The 697-nt window shown below is 53.9% G+C and carries 1 protein-coding gene; it reads right to left on the reverse strand.

The annotated features are described in order from the left end of the window. Positions 1 to 673: IS6-like element IS26 family transposase (locus tag LZP96_RS23955; RefSeq protein WP_029780794.1), on the reverse strand; the 673-nt coding region annotated here is incomplete at its 3' end. Positions 674 to 697: the final 24 nt, after the last annotated feature.

Genomic DNA, 697 nt, shown 5'->3' on the forward strand with positions numbered 1-697 from the left:
TTTCGCCCAGGGGATCACCATAATAAAATGCTGAGGCCTGGCCTTTGCGTAGTGCACGCATCACCTCAATACCTTTGATGGTGGCGTAAGCCGTCTTCATGGATTTAAATCCCAGCGTGGCGCCGATTATCCGTTTCAGTTTGCCATGATCGCATTCAATCACGTTGTTCCGGTACTTAATCTGTCGGTGTTCAACGTCAGACGGGCACCGGCCTTCGCGTTTGAGCAGAGCAAGCGCGCGACCATAGGCGGGCGCTTTATCCGTGTTGATGAATCGCGGGATCTGCCACTTCTTCACGTTGTTGAGGATTTTACCCAGAAACCGGTATGCAGCTTTGCTGTTACGACGGGAGGAGAGATAAAAATCGACAGTGCGGCCCCGGCTGTCGACGGCCCGGTACAGATACGCCCAGCGGCCATTGACCTTCACGTAGGTTTCATCCATGTGCCACGGGCAAAGATCGGAAGGGTTACGCCAGTACCAGCGCAGCCGTTTTTCCATTTCAGGCGCATAACGCTGAACCCAGCGGTAAATCGTGGAGTGATCGACATTCACTCCGCGTTCAGCCAGCATCTCCTGCAGCTCACGGTAACTGATGCCGTATTTGCAGTACCAGCGTACGGCCCACAGAATGATGTCACGCTGAAAATGCCGGCCTTTGAATGGGTTCATGTGCAGCTCCATCAGCAAAAGGGG

It is taken from the genome of Huaxiibacter chinensis (genome assembly GCF_022171985.1).
Taxonomy (GTDB): Bacteria; Pseudomonadota; Gammaproteobacteria; order Enterobacterales; family Enterobacteriaceae; genus Enterobacter; species Enterobacter chinensis_A.